The sequence below is a fragment of the Klebsiella sp. RHBSTW-00484 genome (genome assembly GCF_013705725.1).
GTDB lineage: Bacteria > Pseudomonadota > Gammaproteobacteria > Enterobacterales > Enterobacteriaceae > Klebsiella.
Genome location: NZ_CP055481.1, coordinates 3,649,488 through 3,666,302, shown reverse-complemented (window position 1 = coordinate 3,666,302; position 16,815 = coordinate 3,649,488). Strand labels below are relative to the sequence as shown.

Genomic DNA, 16,815 nt, shown 5'->3' with positions numbered 1-16,815 from the left:
GTTATGCGACTGTGCGCTCAAAAAATATGCGGTAAAACTTGATGCATATCAATTTTGGTATGACCAATGCACCGTTCATGTTATTCTCGATCTCGTTAGATGGTTTCATTGCTGTAACCTGCTGTTAATTAAAGGCTATTGTTATAACTTTTAATTAACAATTGGTTAATAATTTTAGGGGGTTGTGTGACTACACCAATGAAAAAAATAGTGATTGTAGGTGGTGGGGCTGGCGGGCTGGAGCTGGCGACTCAGTTGGGTAAAAAGCTAGGTCGTAATAAAAAAGCCAAAATAACGCTGGTCGATCGCAATCATAGCCATCTGTGGAAACCGCTGCTGCATGAAGTGGCAACCGGTTCACTTGATGAAGGTGTAGATGCGCTGAGCTACCTGGCTCATGCCCGCAACCACGGCTTCCAGTTCCAACTGGGATCGGTGATGGATCTCAACCGCGAAGCGAAAACCATCACCCTTGCTGAAGTGCATAATGAAAAAGGCGAACTGCTGGTTGCCGAGCGCAAGCTGCCGTACGACACGCTGGTCATGGCGTTGGGAAGCACTTCTAACGACTTCAACACACCAGGCGTAAAAGAGAACTGTATTTTCCTCGACAACCCGCATCAGGCGCGCCGTTTCCACCAGGAAATGCTGGATCTGTTCCTGAAGTATTCTGCGAATCTTGGCGCGAACGGCAAAGTGAATATCGCCATCGTCGGCGGCGGCGCGACCGGCGTGGAGCTTTCTGCTGAACTGCACAATGCGGTAAAACAGCTGCACAGCTACGGTTATAAAGGACTGACTAACGAAGCGCTGAACGTGACGCTGGTGGAAGCCGGGGAGCGCATTCTGCCTGCACTGCCGCCGCGCATTTCTGGCGCTGCGCACAGCGAGCTGACCAAGCTTGGCGTTCGCGTGTTGACTAAAACCATGGTCACCAGCGCCGATGCTAACGGTCTGCACACCAAAGACGGTGAATTTATTGACGCTGATCTAATGGTCTGGGCGGCAGGGATTAAAGCACCGGACTTTATGAAAGAGATTGGTGGTCTGGAAACTAACCGCATCAACCAACTGGTGGTTGAGCCGACGCTGCAGACCACGCGCGATCAGGACATCTACGCAATCGGCGACTGCGCTTCCTGCGCCCGTCCGGAAGGTGGTTTTGTGCCGCCGCGCGCCCAGGCTGCACACCAGATGGCGAGCTGCGCCCTGAACAACATTTTGGCGCAAATGAAAGGCAAACCGCTGAAATCTTATACCTATAAAGATCACGGTTCGCTGGTATCGCTCTCTAACTACTCCACCGTCGGAAGCCTGATGGGCAACCTGATGCGCGGTTCTATGATGATCGAAGGACGCATCGCGCGTTTCGTGTACATCTCTCTGTACCGTATGCACCAGATTGCGCTGCACGGCTATTTTAAAACCGGCCTGATGATGCTGGTTGGCCGTATCAACCGTATTATTCGTCCGCGTCTGAAGCTGCACTAATGACCGACGGGCGGCAGAATCTGATGGTTTTGCCGCCCGGTGTATCTATAGCTCAATTCCAGAATATCCTTCTGCCTTATCCCCTAAACCTTCTCGGATTCCTCTGAATCCTGCTATTTTCCTGTGTTTTTAATCCGCTTCTTATTTGCAAGCCCTGTGTCCAGATCGCAGAATTACAGGCAATAGCAACGAAGGAGGAGCTCCCGTGAATAAATCGATGTTGGCGGGTATAGGGATTGGCGTGGCCGCCGCGCTGGGCGTTGCAGCCGTTGCCGGTCTTAACGTGTTAGATCGTGGCCCGCAATACGCGCAGGTGGTGTCCAGTACGCCGATAAAAGAGAGTGTTAAAACGCCACGCCAGGAGTGCCGAAACGTCACCGTGACTCATCGTCGCCCGGTGCAGGATGAAAACCGTATCGCGGGTTCCGTATTAGGTGCAGTCGCCGGTGGCGTTATTGGCCATCAGTTTGGCGGCGGACGCGGTCGTGATGTTGCTACCGTGGTCGGTGCGCTGGGCGGCGGCTACGCCGGTAACCAGATACAGGGATCGATGCAGGAAGGGGATACCTACACCACTACCCAGCAGCGCTGTAAAACGGTGTACGACAAATCGGAAAAAATGCTCGGTTATGACGTCACTTATAAAATCGGCGACCAGCAGGGTAAAATCCGCATGGATCGCGACCCCGGGACGCAAATTCCGCTGGACGGTAACGGCCAACTGATTCTGACTAATAAAGCGTAAAAAAGATGTTTATTTCTATTAGCCCCTCAGTCTGAGGGGCTTTTTTATCAGAAGCTCAGAGCGTAGTTCAGGCCAAAGGTGCGACCGCGACCTTTGTACTCATATAAAGAGCTGCTGCCGTAGGTTGGGCTGTAAAGCAGCGGTGCGCGCTGGCCCCAGATGGTGACATAGTCTTCATTGAGCAGGTTTTCGATGCTGAAGGTTAGCTTGCCGAGAGGAAGCGCGTAGCTGCCGATAAAGTCCATGGTGTTATAGCCATCGAGTTTATTGCCGCTGGCATCGCTGATATCAAATACCTGTTGGCTTTGTACCCGCAGCGACCATGGCTCCGGCGCCCAGCCAACCCAGGCGGTGGCTTTTGAAGGTGACGCGAGCGTAACATCCCATTTTTTCCAGCTGCCGTCACTCTTAACCTGAGATTTCAGTACGTTAAAGTTAGCTCCGGCGCTCCAGTCGCTATCAGGGAAGAAGTAGTCCACCGCTCCCTCAAGTCCATAAATACGGCGTTTGTCAGACTCGACGTCGATAGTCATATCGGTACGGTTAACGACGATGGTCTTATCCGAAGTGGAGTAGTAAGCCGCCAACTGAGTACGTAGATTATCACCGGTGTAGCGCCAGCCGAGCTCGTAAGAGTTGACTTTAATTCCCTGCAATGGCGAATCGCCAACGTTAACGCTTGAAAGCAGAGGCAGATGACCGTTAACCGCTGCGCCATATTTGCCAATGCCGTAATATTTGCCCGGATCCGGCAGCTCAACGCCCTGGGTGAAGTTAAACCAGGTTTGCTGACGGTCGGTAAGGTGGGCAACAATCCCGGCGTTAAATAAGAAGTTGTCGTAATCGGTTTTACCACCCGGAATCGCATCCGCCGAGCTGACTTTGCCGTTGGCGACATCCTGCTGCTGGGCGTAGCCGACAAAATCATCGACCTTATTTTCCGTCCACTGGTAGCGCACACCGCCGCTAATCGTGAAGATATCGTTCAGGTCATAGCTGGACTGCAGGAAAGGTGCCAGGTTGGTAATGCTGTAGCTCGGATAACGACCGGTAGTATAAATCGACTGATTGTTCAGGCCGCCGGAAGGCATCGATTGCCCCAGGTCGAAGAACATCTGGTTGGCGTTGAATGTTTCGTGATCGGCATCCAGCCCCCAGGTCAGATCCCAGCCGTCCAGCGGCTGGCTATTCAGGGTTATCTTCGCGCCATATTGATCGGTATCCTGCTTTGAGGAAGAGAAGCTGCTGACCTGGCCTTTACTCAGCGTAGGGAAGGGGTAAAAGGTCAGGGATTCATCACGATAGTAGATTTGGCTGACCAGGTTCTGACCAAAGAAGTCAGCATCTGAGTACTGCAAGCTAATCAAGTGGCGTTCGGTGCCGGGGACGCGGTCGGAATTAAGCCCGTCAGTGGTGAAGGCTTTACCGTCGCCGGTCACCGCCGACATATTTTTCCCCAGATACAGTCCGTAGTCGTCCCCCTGACTTTTATAGTATTGCGTGACCAGCTGGAGCTGACGGTTATTGTCAATTTCGATGGTTCCCGTTCCCATCACGTCCAGGCGATCCGAGTGCTGAAGCCCGGTCTGGGTATTATCGAGGATCAGCGCATCGTTGTTGCCGTCATACCAGCCGCCAAAGTGTTGATAGGCTACGGACAAGCGGCCAGATGCGTGGTCGGTTCCACCACTCACCGCCGCCGCGATGCGCTCATCATGATCGTTGCTATTAGCAAAGCCGGTTTTACCGCCCAGCTCCAGATCGACCTGGCGCTCCTGTTGGCCCTTTTTGGTGACGATATTGATAAGACCGCCGGTACTGCCGCCGCCGTACAGCGATGTTGCCCCGGAGATCACCTCGATGTGCTCAATGTTGAAAGGATCGATAGAGTCGAGCTGACGGCTGTCGGTACGGGAAGAGTTAAGGCGAACGCCGTCAATCAGCACCACGATCGCGCGACCGCGCATATTCATGCCGTAGTTAGTACGTCCCTGGCTGCTGACGTCGATGCCGGGGATCAGCTGCGCCAGTACGTCTTTGAACTCTTTACCGCCCTGAACCTGTTGTTCAATTTCCTGGCCTTCGATAACCCAGGTGGTCTGGGCCATTTCAGCGACGGTACGGTGTGTACGGTTGGCGCTGACGATCATGTTGTCATCAGCGGCCCAGGCGGGGAGGGCGGTTGCCAGCAGCAGTGGGTTAAGCACCCAGAGACGCGTTTTCATGCTCATTCCTTTTATGAGTTTACGATATCGTTGTTTTAGTTTTCCGGTACGGGCGCACCGGTTGTTACAAGGTGAAATAAACAGAAATGTTTAAGGCTGGAGTTTGCCCGTATTGATTATTGTTATCAATATCATTCACGTGAAATGTGCAAATAACCTATTGAAAGTATTACTTAATGTGTGGGTAAAACAGGAGGTGACCGACGGAGGAGCCATCGGTCAAAGAGAGGTTTAGTGCTGAAGAACCTGCGGCCAAAGACGCAACGTGGTCTCGGCAATTTGCATGATTTTAGTGAAATCTGCACCTTCGCGGGCGCTGATTGACATGCCCTGCAATACGCAGCTTAAGAACTGCGCCAATTGGCTCACGTCGCCGTCAGACGGAAGTTCCCCGCGTAGCTGCCGCTGCTGTAGAAATTGCGTCAATGCCTGTTCCTGCATGGCATGCCGCGATTTAAGCGTATTGGCGATATCGGTAGACGAGGCCGCCAGCGCTGCAGAGGCGTTGACCATAAAGCAGCCTGCGGGCGTTTCTTTGCTGGTAAAGCAGGTGGCGACAGCGGTGAAGTAATCGCGCAATGCCTGATCGACGGTTTTACCCTCATCAAACAGCAATGCTTCGTGTTTGGCGGCAAAGCGAGAGATGTAGCGATCCAGCACTGCGCGAAACAACCCCTCTTTATTCACGAATTCTGCGTAGAGCGTTGGCGCTTTTGCGCCCGTCGCCTCCACCAGATCTGCAAGAGAGGTGGCTTCATAGCCGTGCTGCCAGAAGAGTGTCATGGCCTTATCCAGCGCCGCGTCCCTGTCGAACACTTTAGGTCGGCCACGGCTTTTTTTTACGCAACCTTGAACGTCAGTTGTCATGGTGCCGTTGTACCTGTGTTGGTTTGTTGAAAGGGCATTATAAAAATAAACGTCGTGAGCTGCCAGTGATGTTGCTCTAAAAATAAATAATTCATATATGTATGAATTTTAAGTTTTTTATAAATAGTTATATGGTCGTTATAAAAATGGTTTGACGTGTGACGTGGATCACATTATTATTTACCTATCGATCGTTAAGTTAATTCGTTCGACCCTACAAAAACATTCATCTGCATAGGTATAATAATCATGAAAAACGTTAAAACATTGGCCATCGCCGCTGTTCTTAGTTCGCTCTCTTTCGCAAGCTTTGCCGCTGTTGAGGTTCAGTCAACTCCGGCAGGCCAGCATAAAATTGGCACCGTTTCCGCTTCCGCCGGGACCAACCTGGGTTCTCTGGAAGATCAGCTGGCGCAAAAGGCTGAAGAAATGGGCGCAAGCTCTTATCGTATTACTTCGGTAACCGGTCCTAACACCCTTCACGGGACTGCGGTTATCTACAAATAATTTGTACCCTGTCATGCCACTGACAAAACGCGGACCTGACCCCTTCAGCAGCCCGCGTTAGCAAGAAATATGTTGTACCCTGTTTGATTATTGCTACAAAAAAACCGCCAGCACGTTTGTGTCAGGCGGTTTTTTTATATCTGCTTTCAGGAGGCTATAGCGACTGCGTGCTGCCACCATGGTGACGCGTCACGTCAACCGGCATACCTGAACGCAGCGTCATTGCGCGCTCCATAACATCCTCATCGGTTAACTGGGTCTGCTTAAAGGCCTGCATGCTGTCGTTAAGCGTAATAGGCAGGGTCTGCGGATCGTCATCAATGTGTTTGGACAGCGGCTGGTGAATTTCAACCAGACGTGTACCGTTCGGCTCGACAGAGGCTTTAATCGGCGTATTGATAATGGTGACCTTAGTGCCCGGCGTTATCTTGCTATACAACGTTTTGATATCGTCATCGCGCAGGCGGATGCAGCCGGAGCTGACGCGCATACCGATGCCGAAATCCGCGTTAGTACCATGAAGCAGATAGACGCCGCCGTAGGCTGCCAGACGAATGGCGTGGTGGCCCATCGGGTTATCTGGCCCGGCAGGCATGACGGCGGGCAGGTCAATGCCCATTGCTTTATAGCGGGCGCGAATATTGGCCGTCGGCGTCCAGGTCGGGTTTGCGCGCTTGTCGGAAACGGTAGTGACCATCGTTGGCGTAATGGTATCGCCGCCCAACTGACCAATGCCGATAGGATAGACGGTGACCTCGCTTTTACCCGGCGGATAGTAGTAGAGGCGCAGCTCGGCAAGGTTAAGGACTAACCCTTCGCGCGGCGCTTCAGGTAACAGGGTTTGTAGCGGAATCGTCAGCACGCTGCCCGCTCGCGGAACGTAAGGATCAACGCCAGGATTCGCCTGTAGCAGCGCCAGAAAACCGACATTGTACTTTTTGGCAATGGCTTCCAGGGAACCGCCGTTATTTTCGACGACGTGAAACTGATTTTGCCCAACCAGCCGGCTGCCCGGAGGTGGCAGCGGCCAGGTATTGGCGCGGGCGGGTAGCGCCAGCGCGGCGGCGATGGCAATCATCCCCAACCAAATTGAAATACGCGAAAAGCTTTTCATCACGCTAATTCCATATAATGTAAGTGGTTATTTTTATACGTAAAGTCTTGCGCATTATGGCGTAGCGAGTGTTGGGAAGTGCAGAGGGATTGCAAAATGTTTGTAAATTTTGCAGAGCATGTTGGAGGGCCGGGATACGGCGTCCAGGCCGTATCCCGAATACCGCTAAGCGGTGGCGTTTTCTTCCAGTTGACGCATAAACTGACGCACCCAGTCCATCCGCGTTTTACGCTCGGCAAGGTCCTGCATAAACTTCAGACGCGTCGGGCCATCAAGTCGATAGTGCTGAGGCTGTTTCTGCAATAAGCCAATTAGCCACATGGGGTTAACGTGATTCTTCTCGTTAAACTCAACGGTGCCGCCTTTCTCGTTGCTCTCCAGTTTGCGGATCCCTAGCTTCTGCGCCTGCTGGCGTAAACGGGCAATATCGAGCAGGTTTCTTGCCAGATCCGGCAGTTGGCCGAAGCGATCGATAAGCTCAACCTTGATCTCCTCCAGCTCGTTTTCATTTTTCGCGCTGGCAATGCGCTTGTAGAACGACAGGCGAGTATTCACGTCCGGGATAAAGTCGTCCGGCAGCAGTGACGGCATCCGTAACTCAACTTCCGTCTGCTGGCTGGTGAGATCTTCCAGAGAGGGTTCGCGCCCGGCTTTCAGCGCATCGACGGCGTTTTCCAGCAGCTCCATATACAGCGAGAAGCCGATGGTTTCCATCGAACCGCTCTGATCTTCGCCCAGCAGTTCACCCGCGCCGCGAATTTCGAGGTCATGGGTCGCCAGCGCAAACCCGGCGCCGAGATCTTCCAGCGACGCGATAGCCTCAAGGCGTTTTTGCGCATCGGTGGTCATCGCTTTTGGATGCGGCGTCAGCAGCCAGGCATAGGCCTGATGGTGCGAACGACCAACGCGACCGCGCAGCTGGTGCAACTGCGCCAGACCAAAGTGGTCGGCGCGTTCGATAATAATGGTGTTGGCGGTGGGAATGTCGATCCCGGTTTCGATGATGGTGGTGCACACCAGCACGTTAAAGCGCTGGTGGTGGAAATCATTCATCACTCGCTCCAGCTCGCGCTCGCGCATCTGCCCGTGGCCGATGGCGATACGTGCTTCCGGTACCAGCTCTGCCAGCTTGTCTGCCGCTTTCTGGATGTTTTCGACATCATTAAAGAGATAGTAAACCTGGCCGCCGCGCAGCACTTCGCGCAGGATAGCCTCACGCACCACCAGAGCATCATATTCGCGCACAAAGGTTTTGACCGCCAGACGGCGGGCCGGCGGCGTGGCAATGATCGACAGATCGCGCATCCCGCTCATCGCCATATTCAGGGTACGCGGAATCGGCGTCGCGGTCAGGGTCAGAATATCGACATCGGCGCGCATTGCCTTGATGCGCTCTTTGTGGCGCACGCCGAATCGGTGCTCTTCATCGACAATCAGCAGGCCAAGATCGCGCAGCTTAACGTCCGGTTGCAGCAGCTTATGGGTACCGATAAGTATGTCGACTTTCCCTTCAGCGACCTGTTCGAGGATCTGCGCCTGTTCTTTGGCGCTTCTGAAACGCGAGAGCATCTCGATGCGCACCGGCCAGTTGGCGAAGCGATCGCGGAAGTTATCAAAGTGCTGCTGGGCGAGCAGGGTGGTCGGCACCAGCACCGCCACCTGCTTATGGTTTTCAACCGCCAGAAAAGCGGCGCGCATGGCGACTTCAGTTTTACCAAAGCCGACATCGCCACAGACCAGGCGGTCCATCGCCAGCGGCTGGCACATATCGCTTAACACGGCGTTAATGGCCTGCGCCTGATCCGGCGTGGTTTCGAACGGGAAGCCGTCGCAGAATAGCTGGTACTGCTCTTTATCATGTTTAAACGCGTAGCCTGCTTTTGCTGCTCGCTGGGCGTAAATATCCAGCAGCTCGGCGGCCACATCACGCACCTTCTCGGCGGCTTTCTGCCGCGCGCGCGCCCAAACGTCGCCGCCCAGTTTATGCAGCGGCGCGTTCTCTTCCGCGCCACCGGCGTAGCGGCTAATCAGATGCAGCGACGACACCGGCACGTACAGTTTGGCGTCGTTGGCGTAGGTCAGCATCAGGTATTCGCCATTAATGCCGCCCGCTTCAAGGGTGGTCATTCCGGCGTAGCGGCCTACGCCATGCTCAAGATGCACCACCGGCTGGCCAATATGCAGCTCCGCCAGGTTGCGGATCAAGGTGTCCGGGTTAATGGTGCGCCGTGAATCCTGGCGACGGCGGGCCACGCGCTCGCCCAGCAGATCGCTTTCGCAAATCAGCGCCAGGTTACGCTGGCTGTCGATAAAACCATGTTCCGCCGCGCCGATCATCAGGTAGCGGCCATTACCGGTAGCTTCTTCAAGGCGTCGAATATATTTCGGCGCCACCTTAATTCGCGCCAGCATTTCGCCCAGCGTTTCGCGACGGCCTTCGCTTTCCACAGAGAAAATAATCGGCCCGCTGAAGGATTCAAGGAAGCGGCGCAGGTTATCCAGCGGCGCTTTGTTCTGCGCCTGAATCGCCAGCTCGGGTAATGACTGATAACCGAGGTTGGTATTGGCGGCTTTCTCCGCCAGACGTTCGGTTTTTAGCTGTATGCGCGGCCATTTTTTCAGCTCGCTAAACAGTTCATCGCTACGCAGCCAAAGCAGCTCCGGCGGCAGAAGAGGGCGCATCGGGTCGACGCCACGATTTTCAAAGCGGGCACGGGTTTCATTTTGGAACCGTTCGGCGCTGGCTTCCAGATCTCCAGTATTCACAATCAGCGTTTTGGCCGGGAAATAGCTGAATAGCGGCGGTAGCGGCTCGTTAAAAAACAGCGGCTGCCAGTATTCGATCCCCGCCGGCAGCGTGCCTTTACTGACCTGCTGGTAAATATGTTCGGCGTCGCGCTTCACGTCGAAGCGGTCGCGCCATTGGCTGCGGAAAAGTTCGATAGCGGCCTGGTCAATCGGAAATTCATGCGCAGGTAGCAAATTAATGGCGGCGACTTCTTCCAGCGTGCGCTGGCTGTCGACGTCAAACAGACGCAGACTGTCGATTTCGTCATCAAAAAAATCAAGACGATAGGGCTGTTCGCTGCCCATTGGGTACAGGTCAAGCAGCGCCCCGCGCGTGGCGTATTCACCGTGCTCCATCACCTGATCGACATGGCGATAACCGGCGCTATCGAGCTGTAAGCGCAGGGCATCCCGCGACAGACGCTGGCCTTTTTTCATCACCAGCGCATGACCATGAAGGAAATTATGCGGGCAGACTCGCTGCATCAGGGTGCTGACCGGAACGATCAGCACGCCGCGTTCCATGGTCGGAAGCTGATAAAGGGTGGCGAGACGGGAAGAGATAATATCCTGGTGCGGCGAGAAGCTGTCGTAGGGGAGCGTTTCCCAGTCCGCCAGGCCTGCCACCATGCTGTCGGTAAACTGCCTGATTTCATCATTCAGCCGCAGAGCGTTTTGCATGTCCGGGGCGATAAGGATCACCGGTCCGGCGTGACGCTCGGCCATTTCTGCCACCAGCGTTGCGCAGGCCGCGCCGGTAAGTTCGCCAAGCTGGCGCTGATCGCCGGCTTTGACCGGCAGAGAGTATCGGTTTTGTTCAGGCATAGACGGTATCATAATCTCTTGGGGATTCGCTCTGCCGATATGGAGGGCAACTCGCTGATATTCAATAGTGTGATTATCCGCGATCGACCTGGATTCGCCAACCCGTATCGCAAATGTCATGTTTTGGGCAAAAATGTAACGGACTCTGATAAGCGTAAAGATAAATAAGGGCTTACTTACCTATGTTGCTGTTTACATTGTGGTTTTAATAGCTTTGCTAATAAAATCGTCAGGTTTCAGACATTTACGCTGCTCATAATCGCTTATATACTCGGGCATCGGCTTCAGCAATCAGATGGATTACATGTATCAACCTGCCGCACTCTTTATTGGCCTTCGCTACATGCGCGGGCGCGCAGCTGACCGCTTCGGTCGTTTCGTCTCCTGGCTCTCGACCATTGGCATTACGCTTGGCGTAATGGCGCTGGTTACCGTGCTTTCGGTGATGAACGGCTTTGAGCGCGAGCTGCAAAACAACATCCTGGGGCTGATGCCACAGGCCATTCTTAGCGCCCAGCAAGGGTCCATCGATCCGCAAAAGTTGCCGGAAAGCGCGGTGAAATTACAGGGTGTTACCCGGATTGCGCCGCTGACTACCGGCGATGTGGTGCTGCAAAGCGCCCGCAGCGTGGCGGTTGGCGTAATACTGGGTATCGACCCGGCGCAGAAAGATCCTCTGACGCCATACCTGGTGAACGTCAAGCAAAGCGATCTGCAACCTGGAAAATACAACGTGATTATCGGCGAGCAGTTGGCCGGACAGCTGGGGGTTAATCGCGGCGATCAGATCCGCGTGATGGTCCCCTCCGCCAGCCAGTTCACTCCGATGGGGCGGGTTCCCAGCCAGCGTCTGTTTAACGTGATCGGCACCTTTGCCGCCAGTAGTGAAGTCGATGGCTATCAGATGTTGACCAACATTGACGATGCTTCTCGCCTGATGCGCTACCCGCTGGGCAATATTACCGGCTGGCGTCTGTGGCTGAGTCAGCCTTTGCAGGTTGATACCCTTAGTCAACAAACGCTGCCGGAGGGCACTAAATGGCAGGACTGGCGCGAGCGTAAAGGCGAACTGTTCCAGGCCGTGCGGATGGAAAAAAATATGATGGGCCTGCTGCTGAGCCTGATCATCGCCGTCGCCGCCTTCAATATCATCACCTCTCTGGGGATGATGGTGATGGAGAAACAGGGCGAGGTGGCAATTTTGCAGACCCTCGGACTGACACCGCGGCAAATCATGCTGGTCTTTATGGTCCAGGGGGCCAGCGCCGGGATTGTCGGTGCGCTACTGGGTGCCGGGCTGGGCGCATTGCTTGCCAGCCAGTTGAATAATTTGATGCCGATTATCGGCGCGTTTCTTGATGGTGCCGCGCTGCCGGTAGCCATTGAGCCGCTGCAGGTGATTTCCATCGCCCTGGTGGCGATGGTGCTGGCATTACTCTCTACGTTGTATCCTTCATGGCGCGCTGCCGCCACTCAACCCGCTGAGGCTTTACGTTATGAATAAGATCCTGCTGCAATGCGACAACCTGTGCAAACGCTATCAGGAAGGCACTGTGCAAACCGACGTATTGCACGATGTCAGCTTCAGCATTGAAGAGGGCGAAATGATGGCGATTGTCGGTACCTCCGGTTCCGGCAAGAGTACGCTGCTGCATCTGCTGGGTGGGCTGGATACGCCGACCTCTGGCGACGTTATTTTTTCCGGTCAATCGATGAGCCAGCTTTCTGCCGCAGCCCGTGCCGACCTGCGTAACCGCGAGCTGGGCTTTATTTATCAATTCCACCACCTGCTGCCGGATTTCACCGCCCTGGAAAACGTGGCGATGCCTCTGCTGATAGGCAAGCAGAAGGCGGCGGATATCGAACGCCAGGCCAAAGAGATGCTGCGCGCAGTTGGGCTTGAGCATCGAAGTGACCACCGTCCGTCGGAGCTTTCCGGCGGCGAACGTCAGCGCGTGGCGATTGCCCGTGCGCTGGTCAATAAACCGCGTCTGGTGCTGGCGGATGAGCCTACCGGTAACCTCGATGCACGCAACGCCGACAGCATTTTCCAGCTTCTCGGCGAGCTGAACGTGGCCCAGCGCACTGCCTTTCTGGTGGTCACCCATGACCTGCAGCTGGCAAAACGCATGAACCGCCAGCTGGAGATGCGCGATGGGCACTTGACCGCTGAACTCTCCCTGATGGGGGCCGAGTAATGGGTTCTCCGTTATCGTTATTGATTGCCCTGCGTTTTAGCCGCGGGCGGCGACGCGGCGGGATGGTGTCGCTGATTTCGGTTATCTCAACCATCGGCATTGCGCTGGGCGTGGCGGTATTAATCGTCGGCCTGAGCGCGATGAACGGCTTTGAGCGCGAACTCAATAACCGCATTCTGGCGGTGGTCCCACATGGTGAAATTGAGCCGGTAAACCAGCCGTGGAACAACTGGAACGATGCGCTGACGAAGGTTGAAAAGGTCAAAGGCATCGTTGCCGCCGCGCCCTATATTAACTTCACCGGGCTGGTGGAGAGCGGCAGCAATATGCGCGCGATTCAGGTGAAGGGCGTCGACCCGCAGCAGGAGAGTCGTCTCAGCTCATTGCCAACCTTTGTGCAGAATAACGCCTGGGCCAGCTTTAAGGCCGGTGAGCAGCAGGTTATCCTCGGTAAAGGCGTCGCCGACGCGCTGCACGTTAAGCAGGGCGATTGGGTTTCAATTATGATCCCTAACTCCGATGCCGATCACCAACTGTTGCAACCTAAACGCGTCAGGCTCCACGTTACCGGTATTTTGCAGCTCAGCGGCCAGCTTGATCATAGTTTTGCCATGATCCCAATGCAGGATGCGCAGCAGTATCTGGATATGGGCAGCAGCGTGACCGGTATCGCGCTTAAAGTGAACGATGTGTTCCATGCGAATACCCTGGTGCGCGACGCGGGCGAAGTGACCAACAGCTACGTTTATATCAAGAGCTGGATTGGCACCTACGGCTATATGTATCGCGACATTCAGATGATCCGCGCCATTATGTATCTGGCGATGGTGCTGGTGATCGGCGTGGCCTGCTTTAACATCGTCTCGACGCTGGTGATGGCGGTGAAGGATAAAAGCGGCGATATTGCGGTGCTGCGCACGCTTGGCGCAAAAGACGGCCTGATCCGCGCGATTTTCGTATGGTATGGTTTACTTGCCGGTTCGGTAGGGAGCCTGATTGGGGTGGCGATTGGCGTTATCTGTGCGTTCAAGCTGACCTCGATTATTAACGGGATTGAGGATCTGATCGGGCATAAATTCCTCTCCGGCGACATCTATTTTATTGACTTCCTGCCGTCAGAACTGCACTGGCTGGACGTCGTTTACGTGCTGGTGACGGCACTGTTGCTGAGTTTGCTGGCCAGCTGGTATCCCGCCCGCCGCGCCAGCCGCATTGACCCGGCGAGGGTGCTGAGTGGCCAGTAATTTATCGTCATGATCGGCTTTGCCGATGCATCAAGAGGAATTGCTGAAATGTACTACGGATTTGACATTGGCGGCAGCAAGATAGCGCTGGGCGTATTTGATAAAGAGCGGCGATTGCAGTGGGAAAAACGCGTCGCCACGCCGAAAGAGAGCTACGAGGCTTTTTTACTGGCGGTGGAAGAACTGGTTCAGGAAGCCGATCAGCGTTTTGGCTGCAAGGGCTCTGTGGGAATTGGTATTCCGGGAATGCCGGAAACAGAGGACGGCACGCTGTATGCCGCCAACGTTCCCGCTGCCAGCGGCAAGCGACTGCGGGCGGACCTGAGCGAACGTCTGGGGCGCGATGTGCGCCTGGATAACGACGCTAACTGTTTTGCGCTCTCCGAAGCGTGGGACGATGAGTTCACGCAGTATCCGCTGGTGATGGGGATGATCCTCGGCACTGGCGTCGGCGGTGGTCTGGTGCTCAATGGCAAATCGATTACCGGGCATCGCTATATTACTGGTGAATTCGGCCATATCCGCCTGCCGGTGGATGCGCTGGAAGTGGTGGGCCGTGATTTTCCGCTGACCCGCTGCGGTTGTGGCCAGCTTGGCTGCATCGAAAATTACCTTTCTGGTCGTGGATTTGCCTGGTTATACGAACATTTTTATCAACAATCCTTAACCTCGCCGGAGATCGTCGCGCTCTGGCAGCAGGGGGATGCTCAGGCGCGTGAGCACGTCGAGCGCTATCTCGATCTGCTGGCGGTGTGCCTGGGCAATATTTTAACTATCGTTGACCCGGATCTGCTGGTGCTTGGCGGAGGATTGTCTAACTTTACGGCAATAACCGAAGGGCTGGCGCAGCGTCTGCCGCGACATCTGCTCCCTGTCGCCAGCGTGCCGCGAATTGAGCGTGCACGTCATGGTGATGCCGGAGGCATGCGCGGTGCGGCCTTCCTTCATCTGACTCATTAATTACAGAGGTAGCTATGCAGTCGCGCCGCTTACATCGATTAAGCCGATTTCGCCGCAACAAACGCCGGTTACGTGACCGTCTGCGTCAGCGGATTTTCTTCGGTGATGATAAGGAGAACTCTGAGACGATGGAAAAACCAAGAGTCGTGGTGTTAACCGGCGCGGGCATTTCGGCGGAGTCGGGAATTAGAACTTTCCGCGCCGCCGATGGCCTGTGGGAAGAGCACCGGGTAGAAGACGTGGCGACGCCGGAAGGCTTCGCCCGCGACCCGGCGCTGGTGCAGGCGTTTTATAACGACCGTCGCCGCCAGTTGCAAAGCCTGGACATCGCGCCCAATGCGGCACATCAGGCGCTGGCGCGGCTGGAAGAGGTGCTGGGCGACCATTTTCTGCTGGTTACTCAAAATATCGATAATCTGCACGAACGCGCGGGCAATCGTCGGGTGATACATATGCACGGCGAGCTGCTGAAGGTGCGTTGCTCGTGGAGCGGGCAGGTGCTGGAGTGGACCGGCGATGTAACGACAGAAGACAAATGTCACTGCTGCCAGTTCCCCGTGCCGCTGCGCCCGCATGTCGTGTGGTTTGGTGAGATGCCGCTGGATATGGATGAAATCTACCTGGCGCTGGCCGAGTGCGATATTTTTATCGCCATCGGCACCTCCGGGCACGTTTATCCGGCGGCAGGGTTTGTTCACGAAGCGCGGCTACAGGGCGCTCATGCTGTTGAGTTAAATCTTGAACCGAGCCAGGTGGGCAGCGAGTTTGCCGAAAAACACTACGGGCTTGCCAGCGAAGTGGTGCCGGAGTTTATCGACAAACTGCTGAAGAAACTTTGATGCTAGTCTGAGCCGCGCTAATGCGCGGCTTTTTTATAGCGCTTTCTGCATGTTAATCACTGCCCGGGCATTGGATGCGCTGGTAGCCAGTACATCAATCACCCCGGTGCGCAGCGCGCCGAGAATCGCCGTTGATTTAGTGCTTTCCGAAGCAATAGCAATCACGCAGGGGATGGTGCGCAGTTGTTCAAGGCTCAGGCCAATTACCCGGTCATTCATCACCGTATCAACCGGCGTGCCCTGAATATTGAAAAAGCTATAACCCGCGAGGTCACCCACTACGCCCTGTTCCTGACGGGCGGTGGCTATCTCCTGCGGTGAGAACCAGCCCAACTGCACCATAAAGCTGTTTTCGTTCATATCGCCGAGGCCAATAATGGCAACGTCCGCCTTGCTGGCCTGTTCGAGCGTAGCTTTAATCAGCCGGTTTTGCATAAATGCTGAGCGCAGTTCCGGGGTTTCGACGTAGGCTGGAGCGTACAGCGTCTCGCTAAAGCCGTTAAATTTGCGCGCCAGGTTTCGACTGATGTGATCGGCATCGATCAGCTGGTTATCGCGCTTGGTTCCGCCGATACCGCAAATAAAGCGACAGTTGCGTTCCGGGAAAATCCCAACATGGTTGGCGACGGCGGCGACGTTGCGCCCCTGGCCAACGGTCACGGTCATATCATTTTTGAGGATCCCGGCCAGATAGTTGCTAACCAGCGCCGCCACCTGCTGGCGCTGTTCGTCCTCGTCGTGATGGTCTAAGGCGATAAGCGCGCGTTTGATTCCGAAATGGGAAATAAACTGCTGCTCTATCTGCGAGCTGAAGACCGGATGATATTTCACGCTGATCTCGACAATCCCTTCGTGACGGGCTTTCTTCAGCAAACGACCGACCTTAATGCGCGAGATACCAAAGCGCTTTGCAATCTCTTCCTGGGTTTGTTCCTGATCGTAATAAGCCACGGCAATTTCTGTCAGCAGCGCATAATCTGAGTCTTGTTCAGTCATAGTTATCGCCTGGTGTT

The 16,815-nt window shown here is 54.9% G+C and carries 13 protein-coding genes; 8 read left to right on the top strand and 5 right to left on the bottom strand.

From position 1 onward, the window contains the following. The first annotated feature begins 186 nt into the window (after nt 1–186). Both HV213_RS17480 and HV213_RS17475 read left to right on the top strand, forming a co-directional pair. Nucleotides 187–1,491, top strand: coding sequence for an NAD(P)/FAD-dependent oxidoreductase (locus HV213_RS17480; RefSeq protein ID WP_181482676.1), 1,305 nt, complete (start codon nt 187–189; stop codon nt 1,489–1,491). A 205-nt stretch (nt 1,492–1,696) separates the two neighbouring features. Beyond that, nucleotides 1,697–2,236 (top strand): glycine zipper 2TM domain-containing protein, encoded by a 540-nt coding sequence (locus tag HV213_RS17475; protein WP_112216808.1) that lies wholly within the window; start codon nt 1,697–1,699, stop codon nt 2,234–2,236. Between the two features lie 47 nt (nt 2,237–2,283). On the opposite strand, the gene HV213_RS17470 is transcribed toward HV213_RS17475, so the two are convergent. Both HV213_RS17470 and HV213_RS17465 read right to left on the bottom strand, forming a co-directional pair. Beyond that, the gene (locus tag HV213_RS17470) at nt 2,284–4,461 is read right to left on the bottom strand and encodes a TonB-dependent siderophore receptor (protein ID WP_181482675.1); all 2,178 of its coding nucleotides are present in this window, start codon (nt 4,459–4,461) and stop codon (nt 2,284–2,286) included. Nucleotides 4,462–4,692: 231 nt separating this feature from the next. Then, nucleotides 4,693–5,328 carry a TetR/AcrR family transcriptional regulator gene (locus tag HV213_RS17465; protein ID WP_181482674.1) on the bottom strand — a complete coding sequence of 212 codons (636 nt, stop codon included), beginning with the start codon at nt 5,326–5,328 and terminating at the stop codon, nt 4,693–4,695. A 249-nt stretch (nt 5,329–5,577) separates the two neighbouring features. Between HV213_RS17465 and bhsA the strand changes: the two genes are divergently transcribed. After that, the gene (bhsA, locus tag HV213_RS17460; protein ID WP_110277139.1) at nt 5,578–5,835 is read left to right on the top strand and encodes a multiple stress resistance protein BhsA; all 258 of its coding nucleotides are present in this window, start codon (nt 5,578–5,580) and stop codon (nt 5,833–5,835) included. Nucleotides 5,836–5,989: 154 nt separating this feature from the next. Here the strand turns inward: bhsA and ldtC are convergent, their stop codons facing one another. Both ldtC and mfd read right to left on the bottom strand, forming a co-directional pair. Next, a complete protein-coding gene (gene ldtC, locus HV213_RS17455) occupies nt 5,990–6,949 on the bottom strand; it encodes a L,D-transpeptidase LdtC (protein WP_181482673.1) in 960 nt (319 codons plus the stop codon). Nucleotides 6,950–7,114: 165 nt separating this feature from the next. Next, nucleotides 7,115–10,561 (bottom strand): transcription-repair coupling factor, encoded by a 3,447-nt coding sequence (gene mfd, locus HV213_RS17450; RefSeq protein WP_181482672.1) that lies wholly within the window; start codon nt 10,559–10,561, stop codon nt 7,115–7,117. A gap of 304 nt (nt 10,562–10,865) precedes the next feature. Between mfd and lolC the strand changes: the two genes are divergently transcribed. Genes lolC through cobB form a run of 5 tightly spaced genes read left to right on the top strand, consistent with a single transcriptional unit; the run spans nt 10,866 to nt 15,802 of the window. Next, nucleotides 10,866–12,065, top strand: a complete 1,200-nt coding sequence (lolC, locus tag HV213_RS17445; protein ID WP_112216803.1) for a lipoprotein-releasing ABC transporter permease subunit LolC — start codon at nt 10,866–10,868, stop codon at nt 12,063–12,065. Beyond that, on the top strand, nt 12,058–12,759 hold the full coding sequence (gene lolD / locus HV213_RS17440) for a lipoprotein-releasing ABC transporter ATP-binding protein LolD (protein WP_110277142.1): 702 nt from the start codon (nt 12,058–12,060) through the stop codon (nt 12,757–12,759). Before lolC ends, lolD begins: the two co-directional genes overlap by 8 nt. After that, on the top strand, nt 12,759–14,003 hold the full coding sequence (gene lolE, locus HV213_RS17435; RefSeq protein ID WP_181482671.1) for a lipoprotein-releasing ABC transporter permease subunit LolE: 1,245 nt from the start codon (nt 12,759–12,761) through the stop codon (nt 14,001–14,003). The genes lolD and lolE overlap by 1 nt, the downstream gene beginning before the upstream one ends. 48 nt (nt 14,004–14,051) lie before the next feature. After that, nucleotides 14,052–14,963, top strand: coding sequence for an N-acetylglucosamine kinase (gene nagK, locus HV213_RS17430; RefSeq protein ID WP_181482670.1), 912 nt, complete (start codon nt 14,052–14,054; stop codon nt 14,961–14,963). A 14-nt stretch (nt 14,964–14,977) separates the two neighbouring features. Continuing rightward, a complete protein-coding gene (gene cobB, locus HV213_RS17425) occupies nt 14,978–15,802 on the top strand; it encodes a Sir2 family NAD+-dependent deacetylase (protein WP_181482669.1) in 825 nt (274 codons plus the stop codon). A 33-nt stretch (nt 15,803–15,835) separates the two neighbouring features. On the opposite strand, the gene HV213_RS17420 is transcribed toward cobB, so the two are convergent. Then, nucleotides 15,836–16,798 carry a sugar-binding transcriptional regulator gene (locus HV213_RS17420; RefSeq protein ID WP_110277146.1) on the bottom strand — a complete coding sequence of 321 codons (963 nt, stop codon included), beginning with the start codon at nt 16,796–16,798 and terminating at the stop codon, nt 15,836–15,838. Between the last annotated feature and the right edge of the window lie 17 nt (nt 16,799–16,815).

Coding starts and splice junctions, on each gene's coding strand:
- HV213_RS17470 (WP_181482675.1), bottom strand. CDS start 4,461: ATGAAAACGCGTCTCTGGGTGCTTAACCCACTGCTGCTGGCAACCGCC.
- HV213_RS17465 (WP_181482674.1), bottom strand. CDS start 5,328: ATGACAACTGACGTTCAAGGTTGCGTAAAAAAAAGCCGTGGCCGACCT.
- bhsA (WP_110277139.1), top strand. CDS start 5,578: ATGAAAAACGTTAAAACATTGGCCATCGCCGCTGTTCTTAGTTCGCTC.
- ldtC (WP_181482673.1), bottom strand. CDS start 6,949: ATGAAAAGCTTTTCGCGTATTTCAATTTGGTTGGGGATGATTGCCATC.
- mfd (WP_181482672.1), bottom strand. CDS start 10,561: ATGCCTGAACAAAACCGATACTCTCTGCCGGTCAAAGCCGGCGATCAG.
- lolC (WP_112216803.1), top strand. CDS start 10,866: ATGTATCAACCTGCCGCACTCTTTATTGGCCTTCGCTACATGCGCGGG.
- lolD (WP_110277142.1), top strand. CDS start 12,058: ATGAATAAGATCCTGCTGCAATGCGACAACCTGTGCAAACGCTATCAG.
- lolE (WP_181482671.1), top strand. CDS start 12,759: ATGGGTTCTCCGTTATCGTTATTGATTGCCCTGCGTTTTAGCCGCGGG.
- nagK (WP_181482670.1), top strand. CDS start 14,052: ATGTACTACGGATTTGACATTGGCGGCAGCAAGATAGCGCTGGGCGTA.
- cobB (WP_181482669.1), top strand. CDS start 14,978: ATGCAGTCGCGCCGCTTACATCGATTAAGCCGATTTCGCCGCAACAAA.
- HV213_RS17420 (WP_110277146.1), bottom strand. CDS start 16,798: ATGACTGAACAAGACTCAGATTATGCGCTGCTGACAGAAATTGCCGTG.